The 17,678-nt window shown below is 67.9% G+C and carries 22 protein-coding genes; 10 read left to right on the top strand and 12 right to left on the bottom strand.

The window, feature by feature from the left end:
- Positions 1-37: 37 nt before the first annotated feature.
- Entirely contained in the window at positions 38-520 is a 483-nt protein-coding gene (locus tag ABGB19_RS12865) for a DUF4126 family protein (protein ID WP_347686349.1), read from the top strand.
- Between the two features lie 25 nt (positions 521-545).
- Positions 546-1,916, top strand: a complete 1,371-nt coding sequence (locus ABGB19_RS12870) for an FAD-containing oxidoreductase (protein ID WP_347686350.1) — start codon at positions 546-548, stop codon at positions 1,914-1,916.
- Here ABGB19_RS12870 and ABGB19_RS12875 read toward each other — a convergent pair.
- From ABGB19_RS12875 to ABGB19_RS12905, 7 genes are all read right to left on the bottom strand, one after another.
- The gene (locus ABGB19_RS12875) at positions 1,867-2,514 is read right to left on the bottom strand and encodes a flavodoxin family protein (RefSeq protein WP_347686351.1); all 648 of its coding nucleotides are present in this window, start codon (positions 2,512-2,514) and stop codon (positions 1,867-1,869) included. The two genes, ABGB19_RS12870 and ABGB19_RS12875, sit on opposite strands and share 50 nt — an antisense overlap.
- Position 2,515: 1 nt before the next feature.
- Positions 2,516-3,010: an SRPBCC family protein gene (locus ABGB19_RS12880; RefSeq protein WP_347686352.1), complete on the bottom strand. Its 495-nt coding sequence runs from the start codon at positions 3,008-3,010 to the stop codon at positions 2,516-2,518.
- The gene (locus ABGB19_RS12885) at positions 3,007-3,324 is read right to left on the bottom strand and encodes a metalloregulator ArsR/SmtB family transcription factor (protein ID WP_347686353.1); all 318 of its coding nucleotides are present in this window, start codon (positions 3,322-3,324) and stop codon (positions 3,007-3,009) included. Before ABGB19_RS12885 ends, ABGB19_RS12880 begins: the two co-directional genes overlap by 4 nt.
- Positions 3,325-3,464: 140 nt before the next feature.
- Entirely contained in the window at positions 3,465-3,752 is a 288-nt protein-coding gene (locus ABGB19_RS12890; protein WP_347686354.1) for a YiaA/YiaB family inner membrane protein, read from the bottom strand.
- A 52-nt stretch (positions 3,753-3,804) separates the two neighbouring features.
- A complete protein-coding gene (locus tag ABGB19_RS12895) occupies positions 3,805-4,308 on the bottom strand; it encodes a DinB family protein (RefSeq protein WP_347686355.1) in 504 nt (167 codons plus the stop codon).
- On the bottom strand, positions 4,305-5,102 hold the full coding sequence (locus ABGB19_RS12900) for a thioesterase family protein (RefSeq protein WP_347686356.1): 798 nt from the start codon (positions 5,100-5,102) through the stop codon (positions 4,305-4,307). The genes ABGB19_RS12895 and ABGB19_RS12900 overlap by 4 nt, the downstream gene beginning before the upstream one ends.
- On the bottom strand, positions 5,099-6,022 hold the full coding sequence (locus ABGB19_RS12905) for a RecB family exonuclease (protein ID WP_347686357.1): 924 nt from the start codon (positions 6,020-6,022) through the stop codon (positions 5,099-5,101). Before ABGB19_RS12905 ends, ABGB19_RS12900 begins: the two co-directional genes overlap by 4 nt.
- A gap of 75 nt (positions 6,023-6,097) precedes the next feature.
- Between ABGB19_RS12905 and ABGB19_RS12910 the strand changes: the two genes are divergently transcribed.
- Positions 6,098-6,931 (top strand): tRNA (adenine-N1)-methyltransferase, encoded by an 834-nt coding sequence (locus tag ABGB19_RS12910; RefSeq protein ID WP_347686358.1) that lies wholly within the window; start codon positions 6,098-6,100, stop codon positions 6,929-6,931.
- Positions 6,932-7,012: 81 nt separating this feature from the next.
- On the opposite strand, the gene ABGB19_RS12915 is transcribed toward ABGB19_RS12910, so the two are convergent.
- The 3 genes from ABGB19_RS12915 to ABGB19_RS12925 are packed head-to-tail and all read right to left on the bottom strand — an operon-like array spanning position 7,013 to position 8,384.
- Positions 7,013-7,309, bottom strand: a complete 297-nt coding sequence (locus ABGB19_RS12915) for a DUF503 family protein (RefSeq protein ID WP_347686359.1) — start codon at positions 7,307-7,309, stop codon at positions 7,013-7,015.
- Positions 7,310-7,314: 5 nt separating this feature from the next.
- Positions 7,315-7,827, bottom strand: coding sequence for a hypothetical protein (locus ABGB19_RS12920; RefSeq protein WP_347686360.1), 513 nt, complete (start codon positions 7,825-7,827; stop codon positions 7,315-7,317).
- A 47-nt stretch (positions 7,828-7,874) separates the two neighbouring features.
- Complete coding sequence (locus ABGB19_RS12925) at positions 7,875-8,384, bottom strand: hypothetical protein (RefSeq protein ID WP_347686361.1); 510 nt, start codon at positions 8,382-8,384, stop codon at positions 7,875-7,877.
- A 145-nt stretch (positions 8,385-8,529) separates the two neighbouring features.
- Here ABGB19_RS12925 and arc point away from each other — a divergent pair, with 145 nt between their 5' ends.
- From arc to ABGB19_RS12940, 3 genes are all read left to right on the top strand, one after another.
- Positions 8,530-10,368 (top strand): proteasome ATPase, encoded by a 1,839-nt coding sequence (gene arc, locus ABGB19_RS12930; protein WP_347686362.1) that lies wholly within the window; start codon positions 8,530-8,532, stop codon positions 10,366-10,368.
- 101 nt (positions 10,369-10,469) lie between these two features.
- Entirely contained in the window at positions 10,470-10,967 is a 498-nt protein-coding gene (locus tag ABGB19_RS12935) for an adenosine-specific kinase (RefSeq protein ID WP_347686363.1), read from the top strand.
- 102 nt (positions 10,968-11,069) lie between these two features.
- Complete coding sequence (locus ABGB19_RS12940) at positions 11,070-11,696, top strand: hypothetical protein (protein ID WP_347686364.1); 627 nt, start codon at positions 11,070-11,072, stop codon at positions 11,694-11,696.
- A 99-nt stretch (positions 11,697-11,795) separates the two neighbouring features.
- On the opposite strand, the gene ABGB19_RS12945 is transcribed toward ABGB19_RS12940, so the two are convergent.
- Both ABGB19_RS12945 and ABGB19_RS12950 read right to left on the bottom strand, forming a co-directional pair.
- A complete protein-coding gene (locus ABGB19_RS12945) occupies positions 11,796-12,956 on the bottom strand; it encodes a hypothetical protein (RefSeq protein WP_347686365.1) in 1,161 nt (386 codons plus the stop codon).
- 36 nt (positions 12,957-12,992) lie between these two features.
- Positions 12,993-14,174: a hypothetical protein gene (locus ABGB19_RS12950; protein ID WP_347686366.1), complete on the bottom strand. Its 1,182-nt coding sequence runs from the start codon at positions 14,172-14,174 to the stop codon at positions 12,993-12,995.
- A 40-nt stretch (positions 14,175-14,214) separates the two neighbouring features.
- On the opposite strand from ABGB19_RS12950, the gene dop reads away from it, so the two are divergent.
- The 4 genes from dop to prcA all read left to right on the top strand — a co-directional run bounded on the left by dop (position 14,215) and on the right by prcA (position 17,673).
- Positions 14,215-15,723: a pup deamidase/depupylase gene (dop, locus tag ABGB19_RS12955; RefSeq protein ID WP_347686367.1), complete on the top strand. Its 1,509-nt coding sequence runs from the start codon at positions 14,215-14,217 to the stop codon at positions 15,721-15,723.
- A 125-nt stretch (positions 15,724-15,848) separates the two neighbouring features.
- A complete protein-coding gene (locus tag ABGB19_RS12960) occupies positions 15,849-16,043 on the top strand; it encodes a ubiquitin-like protein Pup (RefSeq protein ID WP_003887572.1) in 195 nt (64 codons plus the stop codon).
- Complete coding sequence (prcB, locus tag ABGB19_RS12965; RefSeq protein WP_347686368.1) at positions 16,040-16,936, top strand: proteasome subunit beta; 897 nt, start codon at positions 16,040-16,042, stop codon at positions 16,934-16,936. The genes ABGB19_RS12960 and prcB overlap by 4 nt, the downstream gene beginning before the upstream one ends.
- Positions 16,933-17,673, top strand: coding sequence for a proteasome subunit alpha (prcA, locus tag ABGB19_RS12970; protein ID WP_347686369.1), 741 nt, complete (start codon positions 16,933-16,935; stop codon positions 17,671-17,673). Before prcB ends, prcA begins: the two co-directional genes overlap by 4 nt.
- Positions 17,674-17,678 lie beyond the last annotated feature (5 nt).

The raw sequence follows: 17,678 nt of genomic DNA on the forward strand, positions 1-17,678 counted from the left end.
GCGTCCGGAGGTTGATCACTCCGGTCGGAAGGTTGCCATGACGCAAGTGCTGGTTCTGCTTCTCGCCCTGGCGATCGGCGTGATCGCCGGTCTTCGCGCGCTCACGGCCCCCGCCGTGGTCTCGTGGGGGGCGTTCCTCGGGTGGATCGACGTCGACGGGAAATGGTCGGAGTGGATGGCTCATCCGATCACCCTCACCGTGCTGACGATCTTCCTGCTCGTTGAGTTGGTCACCGATCAACTGCCCAACACGCCGAGCCGCAAGACGGCGCCGCAGTTCCTGACCCGGCTCATCATGGGAGGGTTCGCGGGTGCGGTGATCGGCAGCGCGTTCTTCCACACGTTCAGCGCGACCGGTGCGGGTGTCATCGGTGCGGTGCTCGGCACCATGGCCGGCGCGGCGGCCCGTCAGCGCTTCGCCGACGCCCGCAGCGGTCAGGACCGCCCGGGTGCCATCCTCGAGGACGTCGTCGCGGTCGGCGGCGGCTTCCTGGTCGCCTTCCTGGTCAGCCTCGTCTGACCGGTTGCCGTTCGAAATGGACGAAGTGGCTGAGGAATTCGACGCGATCATCGTCGGCGCCGGCCAGGCCGGGCCGCCGCTGGCCGGGCGACTGACCGAGGCCGGTCAACGCGTCGCGGTGATCGAACGCCAACTCGTCGGCGGTACCTGCGTCAACTACGGTTGCATCCCGACCAAGACGCTGGTCGCGAGTGCGCACGCGGCGCATCTGGCCCGCCGCGGCGCCGAATACGGGATCAGCACAGGTGATGTCGCTGTCGACATGGCGAAGGTCAAGGCGCGCAAGGACAAGGTCATGCTCGACGACCGCGCGGGCGTCGAGTCGTGGCTGGAGGGGATGGCCGGCTGCACGCTGATCCGCGGCCACGCGCGCTTCGAGGATCCGCACGCGATCCGTGTCGGTGACCGGCTGCTGCGGGCGGACAGGATCTTCCTCAACGTCGGTGGCCGGGCGGTGGTGCCGGACATGCCGGGGCTGTCGGGCATCGAGTACATGACCAACGTCGGCATCCTCGAACTCGACACCGTCCCCGACCATCTCGTGGTCATCGGTGGCAGCTACATCGCGCTGGAATTCGCGCAGATGTACCGCCGGTTCGGCGCCCGCGTGACCGTGATCGAGAAGGGTCCGCGGCTGACGTCACGGGAGGACGAGGACGTCTCCGCCGCCATCAAAGACATCCTCGAGGCGGAGGGCATCGACGTGGTGGTCGGTGCCGACGCCATCCGATTCGCCAAGCGTGACAACGGCTTCGAGGTGATACCCAGCGACGGCGCGGCTCCGATCGCGGGCACCCACCTGCTGGTGGCGATCGGGCGCAGCCCCAACACCGACGACCTCGGCCTCGACAAGGCGGGCGTTCAAACCGACGCCCGCGGCTTCATCGTCGTCGACGATCAGTTGCGCACCAACGTCGAGCACATCTGGGCGATGGGCGACTGCAACGGCAAGGGCGCCTTCACGCACACGTCGTACAACGACTTCGAGATCGTGGCGGCCAACCTGCTCGACGACGACCCGCGCCGCGTCAGCGACCGCGTCACGACCTACGCCCTCTACATAGATCCGCCGCTGGGCCGGGCCGGGCTCACCGCCGAGCAGGTCCGCAAGTCGGGCCGAAATGCGTTGGTGGGCAAGCGGCCGATGACGCGGGTGGGCCGGGCGGTGGAGAAGGGCGAGACGCAGGGCTTCATGAAGGTGGTCGTCGACGCCGAGACCGACGAGATTCTCGGCGCGGCGATCCTCGGCGTCGGCGGCGACGAGGTCGTGCACGCCATCCTCGACATCATGACCGCCAAGAAGCCGTACACCGCGATCTCGCGGACGATGCACATCCACCCGACGGTCAGCGAGTTGGTGCCGACGCTCCTTCAGGACCTGAAACCGCTGTCGTGAGCGAACGGCCGAGCGCGAACTGCCGGGTCACCACCGCCACGCGCGCGCCGAGGTGACGGCACGTCGCGATGTCGGAGGGGTGGACGTCGTCGGAATCGGCGTCCACATCGGTCTGCGCGCCCGCGCCCAGCCAGAAGCCGAGGCGGTTGAGGTCCATCTCATTCCCGGCCTTGCTGTTCCATCCGGGGCCCAAACCCAGGCTCACCCAGTGCATGTGATGCTGGGCGGCGAACACCGCCAGGGAGACCAGGGTGTTGGCCTTGTCGCCGCTCTTGGCGCCCGAGTTGGTGAACCCGGCGGCGACCTTGTCGCGCCAGGTGCCGTTCTGGCACCGCCGCCCGGTCTTCTCCGCGAACGCCTGGAAGCCCGCCGACACGTTGCCCATGTAGGTCGCGGTGCCGAACACCATGCCGTCGGCCGCGTCGAGCATGTCCCAGTCCGCTTCGGTGATGCGGTCGACGGCCACGACCGCGACGTCGCCACCGGCCCGCCTCGCACCGTCGGCCACGGCGTCGGCGAGGGCCGCGGTATGACCGAAGCCCGAATGGTAGGCGATCACCAGGGTCGGCTCTGTTACGTCAGAACCATTGTGGTGCATGTCAGTTCGCCTCTGCGTACGCTCGGTTGACTTCCTCGCGCCTGCGCATCCACTCCGGCAGCGGATCACCGGCCAGATACGCCTGCAGCCGGTCGAGGTAGGCATGGGTACCGCCCAAGAAGCCGCCGGCGTTGCGCACCCCGAGGCCGCGGTGGGTGAACTTGAGCAGCGTGCCCGCGCCGTCGACGGTCAACTCGTACCGCACCACGCCGTCCTCGACGATCGGCTGGCACCACTCGTGCTCGAAGACGTGCGGCGGGTCCCAGACCAGGATCCGTCCGGTCATCCGCTTGCGGTCCGGTGGAAGGGGAGGCCCGGTGGCCACCATCTCGATCGAGCCGCCCTCGCGGGCGTCGAGCGTCGTCTCGCCGAACCATTCCCGGCGTTCGCCTGGATCGGTGATGGCCGACCAGACCGCCTCGATCGGAAACGGCAGGCGGCGTTCGAAGGTCAGCACGGCGCGGTCGCCGTCGATCGTCAGTACGCCGTCAATCATCGGGTCTCCTTATGCTTTTTCCTCAGATGGCGTTCAAGGGCATCGAGATGCCCGGTCCAGTACCGGCGATACCGGGTGATCCAGTCGTCGATGGCGACGAGCCCGTCGGCGCGCAGGGCGTAGATGCGGCGCTGCGCTTCGGGCCGCACCTCGACAAGGCCGACCTCGCGCAGCACCCGCAGGTGTCGCGACACCGTCGGCTGGGTCAGGCCGGGCAGCGTCGCGACGAGTTCACCCGCCGTGCGCTCACCGTCGATCAGTGCGTCGAGGAGCGCGCGGCGGCTTGGCTCGGCGACCGCTTCGAAGACGTCCACGGCGCAAGTATTGCACCGCGTCTATATAGATGCAAGCGCATATTCGAACCGGCCGGACGTAAGCCCCTGCGCTTCGCGAGATCAACACCAGGGCTGTGAATCCGCCCCTTGTCACGACCCTGGTGTTGATCTCGCGAGCGTCAGGTGCTGGTGGTGAACGGATTGTGTTCGGCGATGAGTCTCTCGATGCGGGCCTCGTCGAGCCGCACCCTGATGGTGGCCGCCTCCTGCTGGTCGCGGATCACCTTGGCGAGGGTGAACGAACTGGTCACCAGGAACAACGCGGTCATGCCGAGAAACAGTCGCTGCCAGGGGTCGAGGGGCAGGAAGAGGATCCCGCCGAGCATGCCGAGCAGGCTCACTCCGAAGGCGATGGCGGCCTGCAGGAAGTACGCCGCGGTGTTGCGGGGGTTGTTCAGTGCATCCATGTCCACAGCGTGCAACGGGTGGCGACGACGCGGGTAGGTAGAACTAGCCGAATCAGCGACGCGCGGCCCGCATCAGCCGCAACTGGCCGATCTCGGAAATGTTCTTGGTCAGTTCGACATTCACCCACAGCGCGCTGTGCGCCACAGTCAGGCCGCTGTCGGCGCCCCATGGAAACTCCGACGGTGCGGCGGGGTCGACGCGCGCCAGCACGTCGCGCCACCGATACGCGAGCGCGCGGATGCCCTCGACGGCCGCGGCGCCGTCACCCTGCCATGTCACGTCGGTGCGTTGGCGCGGCAGCGCCCCGGTCAGGTGGTCGATGGTCGTCGACCACCACCACTGGATGTGCCATGTGAGCCAGCCGATCGTCGGCACCGGGATGGGGTCCGGTTCGGCATCGGCCCAGTCGGGTCGCCATCGGCCGTTGCCGTCGGGTCGCACCGTCCACACCAAAGGCGCCGGCTCCCAGAGGAAGTCGTCATCGGTGAGGGCCGCCAGGTGAAGGTCCGCCAGTGACCACGCGAGGTCGAACTGCCATGACAGGTCTACCGTCATGGGCGGCGTTGCACCAGAAGAGTCTGCGCCACGGTGCCGATGAACCCCTGCCGGTCGAACAGGTCCGCGGTCGTCACGCCGATGCCGTCGGGCCCGATCGAGCCACGCGCCCGTAACGCGAAATCGCTGCCCGACGGCAACCGGTGCAGATGGACGGAGGTGTCGGTGTTCATGAACACGAACCGCTCGGGATCCAGGGCGGCGCCGGCGCCGTTCGCGCAGTCGACCACCATCGCGAGTCGCTGCAGATCGGTCGTGGGTTCCGAGTCGACAAGCGGCACAAGCGGACTGAGCCACACCACGCTGGCGCTGTCCTCGGTCGGGGGCTGGCGCCGCCAACTGACCGTCTCGAGGTAGCCCGTCGCGCCCAGCCAACTGTGCGGTACCGGCACCGCCTCACCTTCGACGAGTGGGGGATAGCGGTCGGTCACGGCGTCACCGGTCTCGCTGGTCGCCAGCAGCCACGCCGTGACCCGCGCAACCACCCGATCGGTTCCGCCGGGGCGGGCGGCCGACATCTCGGCCACCAGCAACGAGATTCGCGCGCCGGGGCGCTCCACCCAGGCCCGCACCCGCACACGCGCGACGGGGATCGCGCCGAGAATGTCCAGCGTCAGGCGGCCGACGCGCATTCCCGTGTCGGCGGCCAACTCCTCCATGAGCCTGGTCATCAGCGCCAACGGCGGTGAGCCGTGCTGGATTTCCCGATCCCAGTTGCTGCGGGTGCCGTCGGTGGAGTCGAAGACCTGACCCACCCCGTCGGCGCCGACGCGCCGGTAGAGGCAGTCGATCACGCAGCGGGCTCCGCGGTACGCAGCACTGCTTCGTCGGCATCGGGTGAGCCCTCGTCGGGGACCTCGGGCCAGCCCGGGTACGGCGGCGGTGTGCCACCGAACTCGGGGCAGTGGCCGCGGTGCGCGCACCAGTCGCACAACGCGGACTGACGTGGACGGAAATCGCCCGTCGTCCCGGCGGATTGAATGGCCCGCCAAATCGCCATCAGCGTCTTCTCGAAGCGCAGCAGCTCTTCGTGGTCGGGGGTGTAGTCGAGGATCTGGCCGTCGGCCAGGTACAGCAGCCGCAGGCGCGTCGGCAACACCCCGCGCGAGCGCAGCAGCGCCACCGCGTAAAACTTCATCTGGAACATGGCCTTGAACTCGGCCAGCGCCCGCGCCTCTGGCGGCGCCTTGCCGGTCTTGTAGTCGACCACGCGCAGTTCACCGGTCGGCGCGACGTCGATGCGGTCGACGAAGCCGCGCAGCAGCGTGCCGTCCTCGAGTTCCACCTCGACCCGCTGCTCGCAGCAGTCGGGTTCGAACCGCGTCGGGTCCTCCAACCGGTAGTAGCCGGTCAGCAGTGCGCGCGCTTCGGCGAGCAGCTCGGCCCGCTGCTCCGCAGGGATGTCCGCGGCCACGTCGGGCTTCTCGGCCAGCACCTGCTCCCAGGCCGGGTCGACGAGCGTCAGCGCAGTGTCGGGGCCGCGCTGCGGGGCCGGCAGCGCGTAGAGCTGCTCCAGCGCGGCGTGCACCACCGAGCCGCGCAGCTGGGCGACCGAGGGGGGCTCCGGCAGCCGGTCGATCGCGCGGAACCGGTAGAGCAGGGGGCACTGCTTGAAGTCGGCGGCCCGCGAGGGGGACAGCGCCGGGCGGCGCACGGGCCGGTCCTGCTCGCGGCCCGTGCGCGATCCCCCTCCGGCCTCTCGCTCTTGACCCATGCCTGGCAGCCTAGGACCGACGCCTGACAACCCCGCGCACCCGTAACGGCGCGTCTACTGGCAGGCTGGTCAGCTGTGCCAAGAACCGGTCCGTTCGCCGTGGGCGATCGGGTGCAGCTCACCGACGCCAAGGGCCGTCACTACACGATGGTGCTGACGCCCGGCGGGGAGTTTCACACCCATCGCGGCGTCATTTCCCTCGACACCGTGATCGGGTTGCCGGAGGGCAGCGTCGTCAAGTCGACAAGTGGCGACCAGTTCCTGGTGTTGCGGCCGCTGCTCGTCGACTACGTGATGTCGATGCCGCGCGGCGCGCAGGTCGTCTACCCCAAGGACGCCGCCCAGATCGTGCACGAAGGCGACATCTTCCCCGGCGCGCGGGTGCTGGAGGCCGGGGCCGGCTCGGGCGCGCTGACGTGCTCGCTGCTGCGGGCCGTCGGGCCCGACGGGCGGGTGATCTCGTACGAGGTCCGCGAGGACCACGCGGTGCACGCCGAACGCAACGTCACGACCTTCTTCGGTGCGCGCCCGCAGAATTGGGACCTGGTCATCGCCGACCTCAACCGGTACGACGGGCCGGAAGTGGACCGCGTCGTGCTCGACATGCTGGCGCCCTGGGAGGTGCTCGACACTGTCGCCAACGCGTTGGTGGCCGGTGGTGTGCTGATGATCTACGTCGCGACGGTCACTCAACTGTCGCGTGCGGTGGAGGCGCTGCGCGAGCAGCAGTGCTGGACCGAGCCGCGGGCGTGGGAGAGCATGCAGCGCGGTTGGCACGTCGTCGGTCTGGCCGTTCGTCCGCAACACACGATGCGGGGACACACGGCCTTTCTGATCAGCGCGCGAAAATTGGCGCCCGGCGCGGTGGCGCCCATGCCTGTGCGACGCAAGCGCCAGATCGGCATCTAGGCCTAAACGGGTTGATTTCACGCACCCGGTAAAGGCAATCAGCCCCTTAGTGCCCCGCGGGCCGCCGCCATGCGATAGCGGTCAGTCGTCGGTGCTGCGCCGCAGCCCGCGCCGCGTCGACAGCAGCTCGATCTCAGGACGACCGGCCACCAGTCGTTCGGCGGCGTCGAGCACATCGACCACATGGGCGCGGTCGGCGGCCACCAGGGCGACTCCGAGGTTGGCGCGCCGGTGCAGCTCCTGCGACCCGGTCTCGGCGGCCGAGACGGCGAACCGACGGTGCAGTTCGGCGATCACCGGGCGGATCGCGGAGCGCTTTTGCTTGAGCGAGCGCACGTCACCGAGCAGCAGATCGAACTCCAGCCAGCCGATCCACATCGGCGCTACGGAGTGGGCGTCGGCGCGGGCACGTCACCGAGCTGCAGCAGTGCGTCGGCCGTCTTGCGCGTCAACTGCCAGTGGTTGTCGGCGAAGTGAAACTCCATCGGGAACGTGAAGTCGCCGGCGTCGGGGTTGGCGGTCTTGATGGTCACCAGCGCCAGCACGTTGCCCTGCCGGCCCTCGGCCCAGGTGAGGTCCGTGGCCTCGAATGTCGTGGGGGTCAAGCCGCCGTCGCGCAGTGCCTGACCGAACTTGTCCATCGCGGCGGCGTCGGCGGGGGTGGCCATCTCGATGGTGTCGAGCTTCTCCGCCCCGGGGATATCGGGATCGGCCAGCCGGGCCATGACGTCGGTCAGCGCGTTCGGCGGTGGCAGGGGTGCCGTCGATTCGGACTCCTGCGATCGGGTCACCGTGGGCGGCTTGGTGATGGGTGCCAGTGTGTCCACCGGGGGTGGCAACCCCGCCGACTCGTCGTCATCACCACAGCCACTCAGCCCGAGCGCCGCCGCAATCACGACGGCGCCCAGAACTGTGGCTCGAGTGGTGCGGTGCACCGAATAGATCAGCCGACCGACGACAGCAGCGACAGGGCGGATCCCTTGGAGATCTGCCAACCGGTGGGGCTCAACGGACTCTGCACGAAGGTCACGACCTGTGACGCAGTAGTGCCGTTGGCGGCCGTCGCGGTGACGTTCGTGGTCGCGGTGGGACCGTTCTGCTGGACGGGGCCGAGGCCGAAGCTCAGCGGGAACACGCCCTTCGCGGCCGCGTTGCTGTAGGCGCGGTCGGCGGTGATGCCTTCGATGCGGCCGATCCCGCCCTCGATGTACGCCTCCTTGGCGCCACGGAAGGAACCGCCCCCGGCGAGGCCGTTCAGAGTGGCGAGCAGCGGGCCCTGCAGATCCTGCGCGGGCTGCTGCGGCATCGGGATGTCCCAGACGACCGGCGCAACGGCCGGCGAGGCGGACACGATCGGCGATGCAATTGACGTCACACCTGCCGCGGCACCGCCGACGACAGCCGCTGCTGCCGCCCCGGTCATCAAGCCGGTAACGAGGGTTTTCAGGGTCACGATGGTCCTTTCGATCGGGCCAACTCACCAGAGAGGTTAACAGTGGTGCTGGTGTGTCGAATTCCTACACCGCACACAAAGGCTGAATCGCCGGTAGCGTTGAAGTTGTTACTGCACCAACTCTCGGTGCGGGAAGGGGCGCAACATGAGTGAATCAGAGCGTTCTGAAGCCTACCCAGAAGGTTTCGACACCCACGAATCAGGCATGTCCAGCGAAGACGCCGCCGAGCTCGAAGAGCTGCGTCGTGAGGCGGCAATCCTGCGCGAGCAGCTGGAGAACGCGGTCGGTCCGCAGAGCGGTCTGCGAAGCGCACGCGATGTGCACCAGCTCGAGGCGCGGATCGACTCCCTTGCCGCACGCAACGCCAAGCTGATGGAGACCCTCAAAGAGGCTCGCCAGCAGTTGCTCGCGTTACGCGAAGAGGTCGACCGGCTGGGTCAGCCGCCGAGTGGCTACGGCGTGCTGCTGGGCGTGCAGGACGACGACACCGTCGACGTCTTCACCTCCGGTCGCAAGATGCGGCTGACGTGCTCGCCCAACATCGACACCAAGTCCCTCAAGCAGGGTCAGACCGTTCGCCTCAACGAGGCGCTCACGGTGGTCGAGGCCGGCACCTTCGAGGCGGTGGGCGAGATCAGCACGCTGCGCGAGATCCTTTCCGACGGACACCGCGCGCTGGTCGTGGGTCACGCCGACGAGGAGCGCATCGTCTGGCTGGCCGAGCCCCTGGTCACCGCCGAGCATCTGCCCGACGACTACGAGGACGACCTGGGCGACGATCGTCCCCGCAGGCTGCGCCCCGGCGATTCGCTCCTGGTGGACACCAAGGCCGGTTACGCGTTCGAGCGGATCCCCAAGGCCGAGGTCGAGGACCTGGTGCTCGAAGAGGTGCCCGACGTCAGCTACAAAGACATCGGCGGTCTGGGTCGGCAGATCGAGCAGATCCGCGACGCCGTCGAGCTGCCGTTCCTGCACAAGGAGCTCTACCGCGAGTACTCGCTGCGGCCGCCGAAGGGTGTGCTGCTCTACGGGCCTCCCGGCTGCGGTAAGACGTTGATCGCCAAGGCGGTCGCGAACTCGTTGGCCAAGAAGATGGCCGAAGTCCGTGGCGACGACGCCCGCGAGGCGAAGAGCTACTTCCTCAACATCAAGGGCCCCGAGCTGCTGAACAAGTTCGTCGGCGAGACCGAGCGCCACATTCGGCTGATCTTTCAGCGTGCCCGCGAGAAGGCGTCGGAGGGCACTCCGGTGATCGTGTTCTTCGACGAGATGGACTCGATCTTCCGCACCCGCGGCACCGGTGTTTCGTCGGACGTGGAGACGACGGTCGTGCCGCAGCTGCTCTCGGAGATCGACGGCGTCGAGGGCCTGGAGAACGTCATCGTGATCGGCGCCTCCAACCGCGAGGACATGATCGACCCGGCGATCCTGCGCCCCGGCCGCCTGGACGTCAAGATCAAGATCGAGCGGCCGGATGCCGAAGCGGCACAGGACATCTTCTCGAAGTACCTGACCGAGGAACTGCCGGTGCATGCCGACGATCTCGCCGAGTTCGGCGGTGACCGCACGGCCTGCATCGAGGCGATGATCGTCAAGGTCGTGGACCGGATGTACGCCGAGATCGACGACAACCGGTTCCTGGAGGTCACCTATGCCAACGGTGACAAGGAAGTCATGTACTTCAAGGACTTCAACTCCGGCGCCATGATCCAGAACGTCGTCGACCGCGCGAAGAAGAACGCGATCAAGTCGGTGTTGGAGACCGGTCAGCCCGGTCTGCGGATCCAGCATCTGCTCGACTCGATCGTCGATGAGTTCGCCGAGAACGAGGACCTGCCCAACACCACGAATCCGGATGACTGGGCGCGGATCTCGGGCAAGAAGGGCGAGCGGATCGTCTACATTCGCACGCTGGTCACCGGCAAGAGTTCGTCGGCCAGCCGTGCGATCGACACCGAGTCGAACCTGGGCCAGTACCTCTAGTCCTGCCAGTTTGTCCCGAACGGACGTAAAGTCCCCCGAAATGCGAGACTTTCGGGGGACTTCGCGTCTGTTCGGGACCATGACGGTGGCAGCATTGGCCTATGACAACGCCGTCAATTTCCTGGGATGTCGTGCCCGTCGACAAACCGGACGACATGAACGTCGTGATCGGGCAGTCGCATTTCATCAAGACCGTCGAGGACCTGCACGAGGCGATGGTCGGCGTGAGCGGATCACTGCGGTTCGGGTTGGCCTTCTGCGAGGCGTCCGGCCCGCGGCTGGTACGACGCAGCGGCAATGATCCTTCCCTGGTCGACCTCGCCGCCCGCAATGCCTTGGCGATCGGCGCCGGGCACTGCTTCGTGATCCTCATGCGTGAGGGGTTCCCGGTCAACGTGCTCAACCCGGTCAAGTCGGTGCCCGAGGTCTGCACGATCTACTGCGCCACCGCCAACCCGGTCGACGTCGTGGTCGCGGCGACGCCCCGCGGCCGTGGCATCGTCGGCGTCATCGACGGCGAACCGCCGCTCGGCGTGGAGACCGGAGAGGACATGGTCGATCGGCGGAACCTGCTGCGCGACATCGGCTACAAGCTCTAGCAACGCGCGCAGTTTGGCGCGGGCGTGCGTGTCGGCACACGACACGCCGCGCTGACGGCAGTTTGCGCACGCTCGCGACCGGCCGAGCGCTACCGTCTCGGCATGTCAGATGACGAGCTGTCGACCATCGACGGCGTGTTCGGCAAGCGGTACGGCGAGGTCCTGCTGGTGTCGGCCACCCCGTCGGGCCCGGAAGCCGAGGTGTTCAACACCTTTCCGCTCAACGACTGCCCGGCCGACCTGTGGCAGAAGCTGGATGCGCAGGCCATCGCTGCGGAGAACGGTGCCGTCGCCACCCTGCTCAACGGGCCGCGGCACTGGCTGATGAGCAGCATCGGTAAGCGCGGCCGAGAAGAACTGCCGCGCAAGATGTTCGGCGGGATCGAAATGCTGCGCCAGGCGAGCGTCAAACTCGCGTCGATGAACCCGGCGCCGTACCAGCTCAACCGGGTGAATCGTCAAGCCGTGTTCACCTTCGACGCCGGCTGCGAGATCTACGAGCTCTTCGATCCCGACGGCAGGCGGTGGGTGATGCAGACCTACAGCCAGACCGTCGATCCGTCCCTGTCGCTCGACGATCTGCCCGGCCTGGCCGCCCGGCTGTCGCTGCCCGCGGGGTGGGCGTATCAGGTGCGGACCCTTGGTGCGCCGCTGCGCATCGACACCACCGCAAGGGACGCGTGCGTGACGCAGGACGACCTGGCCAATAGCTACTCATTGCAGGCCTAGACGCACGCTCGCGGCTGAGGCCACGCGACAGATCTCAGCAGAGGTGGATGACGGCCGCTTCGTAGATGTACTGCGCGTCCTCCGTATCGCGCGGGAGCGTCAATTTGTTGCTCGGCCGCCCTCCATGGCGAGGTAGGCGTCGCGACCGGCCAGGCTCACCGCCACGTCGGCGATCAGCGGGTCGAAGAACCGCTCGCGGTACTGCGGGTCGACGCTGGTGCTCACGGTGAAGTACAGGCCGGACAGCACCGCGACGAACAACGACACATGTACGACGGTCTGTGGGACAGGCACATGAATGCCGAACCACGTTCCCGGACAGGGCGGTTGGCCGGTGGCGCACAGGTCTTCGGCCGACCACAGCACGGCGACGTCATCGGGAATGGCCACGATGCCCAGTACCAGGAAGAAGGCGAACAGCCCGGTGGTGAAGAACACCACCTGGATGACCTGCGAAACGACCATCACCGCAACGACGTTGATCTGCTCGGCCACGGACAGCGGTGTGCGTTCGACCGGGGTGTCGTCTCGACCGGCCAGCGGGGTGCCCTCCAGTAACTTTACCGGATCATTGCTTTCCGCGCGGTCGTCCCGTAACGCCCGGACCTCGTCACGGATCGTGGTGACCACGAACAGGATCGCGACGACGCCTAGGAATCCGATTGTCTGCCAGATCCTTTCGCGTGGCCATCGCGCGGCGAGTTGCCACAGCTCGCCGGTGAAGTACACGACGACGGTGAGCATCAGAAGTGGCAGCGCGCGACTCATCAGCGTGCCGAGCGCTCCGAGCTGCAGCCACGCGAACCGGAACGCCCACAACGCGATCGCGCCGAATCCGAGGTAGGTCAGCCAGACCGCCAGCAGGGCGACCAGCGCGAAGCCCAGTGCTTCGGCCGCCGCGATGCCCGAGAACCCGCTGTCGGCGAAGGGGAGGCCGAGCACGAACACCGCCATCACCAGCAGCGCCGCCGACCGCCGCCCCGCCTCGCTGGGCCGGGTACCGACGCGGTGCAGCAGGTCCAGGCCGAACGGGGCGGCGACGAGCAACACGGTCAGCGCACCGAGACGGACCACATAGCCCATATCCGGGTCACCGCCGGTGAGTTCGGCCAGCATCATGGTCAGCGCGATCAGGGCTCCGACACCGCTGACCATTGGAGCGGACCGCTCGATGAGCGCACGCGAGCGGACCCGCCTCGTCAGAACCAGGGGCAGGCCGCGGTGCAGGAACCACTCGTGCACCTGCCGCGTGTCCGACACGCGAACATTGTGCGCGAATTGCGCTGCGCCGCCCGATCACCGCGCCGGTACGGCCGCCCGGTATCTGTTGCGGGCGGTCAGCGTGACCCGCAGATCCTCGATCAGAGGGTCCAGGAAGCGGGTGCGGTAGGTGGTGTCGCCGACCGCCCGGGCGCTGACGTACATGAACGTCAGCGCGCCGAGGAACAGCGTCACCTGGATGAGCGCCTGGGGCACCGGAATGGTCATGCCGAGGAACCTGCCGTCGCTCGACCCGTTGCGGGTCCACACCGCAAGCAGTTCGGGGGACAGCAGGATCAGGCCCAACACGAAGAACAGGAGAGCGGTGACGATCGCGACGACCATGATGTGGGCCAATTGGGACACCGCGAGCACGAAGTAGACGTTGAGTCGCTCGGTACGGTTGAGCGGCTTGACATCCGGTGGTTCCGGCATCGTCGCGAACGGCGTGCCGACCAGCTTGACGGCGCGGTCGGCGTCGGGTTCGGCCGTGTCCACCATCGTCCGGACCCTGTCGACGGTCATCGAGACGACGAAGGCCCCGGCGATCGCAGCGAGGAACAGCAGCGCCAGCCACAACCGTGCCCGCGACACCGTGGCGGCCATCAGCCACACCGGGGAGTTGAAGAACACCAGAAAGGTCAGCAGCAGCACCGGCAGCGCGCGCAGCAGCAGCGAGCCCGCCTCCGCCAGATGCGACATCGTCGTCTCCGCCACCCACCCGAGGATCGACCCGATGCCGGATGCGGTGAGCGCCAGCGTGATCACCACACCCACGCCGACCAGCAGCAGGTTGGTGCCCAGATAGGAGCTCGGGCCGCCGAAGACCGCGCCCAGCACCGCGACGACGATCGAGCCCGCCGCCGCGAGGACACGCGCGCGGGGATCGGCGATCCGCGAGACCAACCACCCCACCGTCGACGCGATCGGCAGCACCAGTACCAGCATCGCCAGCACGAACCACTCGCCGCGCGTCGGCCTGCCGTCGATGTCCACCGCATGCTGACCCGTCACCGCCACCACCACGATCGTGTTGGCCATCAGCACCGCGAACCCGGCCAGCGCGGGCGCCGAGCGCGACCACAGCCGCCGCACCAGTCGTCCGGGCCGCAGCACCGCCGGCAGGCCGTGCGCGAGGAACCAGGCGTCGGCCGCCCGCCGCGCAGACGCGTCAACCCGCGTCGCGGCCTCGTCACGATCCCCGCGATCGGATGGCACGGTCGCAGGCTACTGTGCGCCGTCACCTACGCTGGGCGACATGCAACGGATTATCGGAACCGAGGTCGAGTACGGCATCTCGTCGCCGTCCGATCCGACCGCCAATCCGATCCTGACGTCCACCCAGGCGGTGCTGGCGTACGCGGCGGCGGCAGGGATCCAGCGTGCCAAGCGCACCCGGTGGGATTACGAGGTGGAATCGCCGCTGCGCGATGCCCGCGGGTTCGACCTGAGCCGCTCGGCGGGCCCGCCGCCGGTGGTGGACGCCGACGAGGTCGGCGCGGCCAACATGATCCTGACCAACGGCGCCCGGCTCTACGTCGACCACGCCCACCCGGAGTACTCGGCGCCCGAGTGCACCGACCCGCTGGACGCGGTCATCTGGGACAAGGCCGGCGAGCGGGTGATGGAGGCCGCGGCCCGGCATGTCGCGAGCGTCCCGGGCGCGGCCAAGCTGCAGCTCTACAAGAACAATGTGGACGGCAAGGGCGCCTCCTACGGTTCGCACGAGAACTACCTGATGAGCCGCCAGACGCCGTTCTCCGCCGTCATCGCCGGCCTGACGCCGTTCCTGGTGTCGCGGCAGGTGGTGACGGGCTCCGGGCGCGTCGGCATCGGCCCGTCGGGTGACGAGCCGGGTTTCCAGCTCTCGCAGCGCTCGGACTACATCGAGGTCGAGGTCGGCCTGGAGACGACGCTCAAGCGCGGCATCATCAACACCCGCGACGAGCCGCACGCCGACGCCGACAAATACCGCCGGCTGCACGTCATCATCGGCGACGCGAACCTCTCGGAAACCTCGACCTATCTGAAGCTGGGCACCACCTCGCTGGTGCTGGACCTGATCGAAGAGGGCCCGCAGTCCGGGGTCGACCTGACCGATCTGGCGCTGGCCCGGCCGGTGCACGCCGTGCACGTGGTCAGCCGTGACCCGTCGTTGCGCGCCACGGTCGCGCTGGCCGACGGCCGCGAGCTCACCGCCCTAGCGCTGCAACGGATTTACCTCGACCGGGTGGCCAAGCTGGTGGACAGCCGCGACCGCGATCCGCGGGCGAACGACATCGTCGAGACATGGGCTCATGTGCTCGACCTGCTGGAGCGCGACCCGATGGAGTGCGCCGAGATCCTCGACTGGCCCGCCAAGCTGCGGCTGCTGGAGGGTTTCCGCAACCGGGAGAACCTGGGCTGGTCGGCGCCGCGGCTGCACCTGGTGGACCTGCAGTACTCCGACGTGCGGCTGGACAAGGGCCTCTACAACCGTCTGGTGGCGCGCGGCTCGATGAAGCGACTGGTGACCGAGCAGCAGGTGATCGACGCCGTCGACAACCCGCCGACCGACACCCGGGCCTACTTCCGCGGCGAGTGCCTGCGGCGGTTCGGCGCCGACATAGCGGCCGCGAGCTGGGACTCGGTGATCTTCGATCTCGGCGGCGATTCGCTCGTGAGGATTCCGACCCTCGAGCCGCTGCGTGGCAGCAAAGCACACGTCGGAGCGCTGCTCGACTCGGTGGACAGCGCCGTCGAACTGGTGGAACAGCTCACCACGTGATTGTTCCCGCCCACGTCTCGATGGCGCGCTATCCCGGGCAATCAGCGCGTCGAACGGTAGTGTGGAGTGACGGCGGGCTGTAAGCAGCCCGCCTAGCAGGCTCAAGACATACGCAGGAGGCAGCGATGGCTCAGGAGCAGACCAAGCGTGGCGGTGGTGGCGGCGAGGACGACGACCTCACCGGCAGCACGGCCGCCGGGCAGGAGCGTCGCGAGAAGCTGGCCGAAGAGACCGACGACCTCCTGGACGAGATCGACGACGTGCTCGAGGAGAACGCCGAGGACTTCGTGCGCGCGTACGTCCAGAAGGGTGGCCAGTGACCTGGCCGCACCACGAATCGCTGGCCTTTCCCTCACCGCTACCTGGAGCACCGTCCGTACCCGTGGACATCTCGTCCTTCTCTGAACTGCTGCGCCGGCAGGCGCCCGAACTGTTACCCGTGAACAAGCAGGCCGTCGGGCCCGGCGATGCGGTGCCGCACGGCACCACGATCGTTGCGCTGAAGTTCCCCGGCGGCGTCGTGATGGCCGGTGACCGGCGGTCCACCCAGGGCAACATGATCGCCGGCCGCGATGTGCAGAAGGTGTACATCACCGACGACTACACGGCGACCGGCATCGCGGGCACCGCGGCGATCGCGGTGGAGTTCGCCCGCCTCTACGCCGTCGAACTCGAGCACTACGAGAAGCTCGAGGGCGTCGCACTGACCTTCGCGGGTAAGGTGAACCGCCTCGCGACGATGGTGCGGGGCAACCTTGGTGCCGCCTTGCAGGGCTTCGTCGCCCTGCCGTTGCTCGCGGGGTATGACCTCGACGACCCCGACCCGCAAGCCGCCGGGCGCATCGTGTCGTTCGACGCCGCGGGCGGCTGGAACTTCGAGGAGGAGGGCTACCAGTCGGTGGGATCGGGATCGATCTTCGCCAAATCCTCGATGAAGAAGCTGTATTCGCAGGTGTCGGATGCGGATTCGGCATTGCGGGTGGCCGTCGAGGCGCTCTACGACGCCGCCGACGACGATTCGGCCACCGGTGGGCCCGATCTGGTGCGCGGCATCTATCCGACCGCGGTGACCATCGGCGCCGACGGCGCTGAGGAGGTCACCGAGGCCCGCATCGCCGAGCTCGCGCGGCAGGTCATCGAAAACCGTTCCCGGGCAGACACCTTCGGCCCAGATGCCATCCACCGTCCGACCGACGCGCGGGGAGACTCGTGAGCTTTCCGTACTTCATCTCGCCAGAGCAGGCGATGCGCGAGCGTTCCGAGCTCGCGCGCAAAGGCATCGCCCGGGGGCGTAGCGTCGTGGCGCTCGCGTACGCCGACGGCGTGCTGTTCGTTGCGGAGAACCCGTCGCGGTCGCTGCAGAAGGTCAGCGAGCTCTACGACCGGGTTGGCTTCGCCGCCGTCGGCCGGTTCAACGAGTTCGACAACCTGCGCCGCGGCGGCATCCAGTACGCCGACACCAGGGGCTACGCCTACGCCCGCCGCGACGTCACCGGACGTCAGCTGGCCAACGTTTACGCCCAGACGCTCGGCACCATCTTCACCGAGCAGGCCAAGCCCTACGAGGTCGAACTGTGCGTGGCCGAGGTGGCGCACCACGGGGAGTCCAAACCGCCTGAGCTGTATCGCATCACCTACGACGGGTCGATCGCCGACGAGCCGCACTTCGTGGTGATGGGCGGTACGACGGACCCGATCCTGACAGCGCTCAAGGAGTCCTATTCGGAGAATCTGGGCCTGTCCGACGCCGTCAAGGTCGCCGTGAACGCGCTCAGAGCCGGCGCCAACGGTGGCTCCGAGCCGCGCACACTGGGTCCCGCGACGCTGGAGGTCGCCATTCTCGACGTGAATCGCCCGCGCCGGGCGTTCCGGCGGATCACCGGCTTGGCTTTGGAAGCCGTTCTGCCGGTTGACGATTCAGTCTCGGCGGACAAACCGGACGGCGAATAGGCCCG

It is taken from the genome of Mycobacterium sp. B14F4 (genome assembly GCF_039871645.1).
Taxonomy (GTDB): domain Bacteria; phylum Actinomycetota; class Actinomycetes; order Mycobacteriales; family Mycobacteriaceae; genus Mycobacterium.